This is a genomic window from Escherichia sp. E2748 (genome assembly GCF_005781125.1).
Lineage (GTDB): Bacteria > Pseudomonadota > Gammaproteobacteria > Enterobacterales > Enterobacteriaceae > Escherichia.
In genome coordinates this window covers 1-2,533 of sequence record NZ_VATP01000049.1, presented here as the reverse complement: position 1 = coordinate 2,533, position 2,533 = coordinate 1, and the positions used below count along the sequence as shown (strand labels likewise).

Sequence of the window (2,533 nt, the reverse complement as noted above, 5' to 3'; positions counted from 1 at the left end):
CGTGGGCAAATCCACGGCTATAGTGTGGGCGTGTATGGCACCTGGTACGCTAACGAAGCAGACAAAACAGGGACTTATGTTGACAGCTGGTTGCTCTATAACTGGTTTGATAACACCGTCTCCGGCGAGTATCTGCCCAGTGAGAAATATCACTCTGACGGCATCACTGCTGCCGTTGAAGCAGGTTACACCTTCCGTCTCGGTGAAAGCGCTGATGCCCGCACCAGCTACTGGTTGCAGCCCAAAATGCAACTGACGTGGATGGATGTGAAGGCAGACAATCATACGGAAGACAATGGCACGCTGGTTGAGGACAGCACCGAAGGCAACCTGCAAACGCGTCTGGGGGTGAAAGCGTATCTGCAAGGTCATAATGCTATTGATGATCATAAAGAGCGTTCCTTCCAGCCTTTCGTGGAAGCCAACTGGATTTATAATTCCCGCAATTACAGCGTGAAGATGGATGGCATCAGCGATGCAATTACTGGCACGCGTAATATTGGCGAGTTAAAAATGGGGGTAGAAGGTCAGCTTACCCCGCGTCTGCAACTGTGGGGCAATGTCGCCCAGCAGTTGGGCGACAATGGTTACAGTGATACCCAGGGAATGCTGGGCATGAAATATCTCTTTTAATGCCACTTTGCCACCTGTCACGTACAGGTGGCACTCTTTTTCGAACCCTGGTCTTTATGATTCGCTCGCATTCAGTCATTTTTACTATAAATATGATGAAGTTAATTCAGCTTATTTATGGGTGAAATCACTATAGTTCCTTTACACACCGTGTATGAACACCTGCGTTGTGCAAGTTATTTTTCATCTGTGTAAAGGAAGTTAGTTGCATTCATATATCCGACCTCTCTTACGCTACCTTCGTACCCGACCATGATGTGTGATTAGGGCAATACCCTGAAGCTAATAGCCATCATTCTGGGTTGATTAATAAGTGGTTCAGCGTTCAGGAAAAACCCACAGGAAAAGAGAATATATTTGTATTTTTCTTAATGCGCGCTAGACTCGCCCTGCGGTTTAATAACTCTTGCCACAATTATCGATAGCGCTTATTAAATATTTTTCACAAAAATCTGAAATATCCAATCTACCCACAACTCAATGCAAAACTCACACAAACCCTGCTATTTTTCCGAACAAAAGAAAAGCCAAAACATATAAATATGATTCCTATAGATTTTCTTTATTTCATTTACGGAAACCTTCAGATAATTCATTATTATTTTATTTAAGGACAATAAGAAAATGCATTGACATCATTTGCAAACCACAAACGCATAAAAAAACAATGAACACCAAGCACTTGAAAAAGATTCTAACTGGCGACATTACAGATATTATCATATAACTTGTATACATACGCCTTACAAGGCTTCAGGAAGAAAATAGTGCAATAAAACACATCTCGCTATTTATATTTAAGGATGAAAGTGAGTGATATGAAGTTAACAAAACATGCTTTATCAGCCCTGGCTATAGCCATTTCAACAATATTATACACACCAGTATCTCTGGCCGTTAACCTTCCCGAAAATCATAATACCAGAGTTGTCGTCAATAATAATGAAGAATTAAAACTCATTGCCTCAGAGGGTTACAATCCCAAATGGGGGCAATTTGGTTTTTTGATTGTGGGCGAAATCTCTAATGGCTACGCTCTCCTTGATAATATGCCAATTATTACCAGATACTCTACCATAGGTAATAATGCTGAAGGTTCCATCACTTTATTAAACCATACCAACTGGCAGCTTAATGTCATGATGGAGCTGGGTGTAAGGGATGGTTCCGGTACCGTATATGTGTTAGAAGGCAGTAAGATAAGTGGCCTGCAGGAACTAAGGATTGGTGATGCCAAAGGGATGATGTTTATTGATGGCGAAAACTCGTCAGTTACATCTAAAAATACTACTGTTGGCAATCTGGGGACAGGTAGCCTACACATTACGAATGGCGGAACACTCACATCCTTAGCTCAACTCAATATAGGATATGCTTATCCAGCCAATGGGATATCAGAAAATTTCACTAGTTATGGAGATGTTCTGGTTGACGGTGAAAATTCAATATTGAATGCCCAATCTATTTCTCTTGGCGGATTTAGCCCTGATGTTCCGGTTACGACTACCGGCATCCTCACTGTTAGCAACAATGCAACCATTAATTCAAATTCGTCTATCCTGGTGACCGTTGCCCCAGGCGCAACAGGCATTATAAATATTGGTGGTGCGCAAGGTGAGGCTGAACAGCCTGCTGGTTCGATTAATACGCCATTTATTCATTTGGGAGCCGTAGATCCTTCCTCCACGTCGATAGTAAACTTTAATCACTCCAGTACCGATTTTCTGCTGGCCTCCGATATTCAGGGGAACGGCCAGATTAATCAAGTTGGCTCAGGAACGACAACATTATCTGGTTCCAATAGCTATGCTGGTGATACCAATATAACCAAAGGCAGTCTACGCGCAGGTAAAGAAAATACCTTCAGCCCCAACTCCGATTATATTGTCGACAGTGAAGG

2 protein-coding genes are annotated in these 2,533 nt (G+C 42.4%); both read left to right on the top strand.

Annotated elements, in window-relative coordinates:
• The coding region (locus FEK42_RS22535; RefSeq protein ID WP_138211984.1) for an autotransporter outer membrane beta-barrel domain-containing protein at positions 1–633 on the top strand (633 nt) is incomplete at its 5' end.
• Positions 634–1,451: 818 nt separating this feature from the next.
• A partial coding sequence (locus tag FEK42_RS22530; RefSeq protein WP_346763568.1) for an autotransporter-associated beta strand repeat-containing protein occupies positions 1,452–2,533 on the top strand: 1,082 nt, incomplete at its 3' end.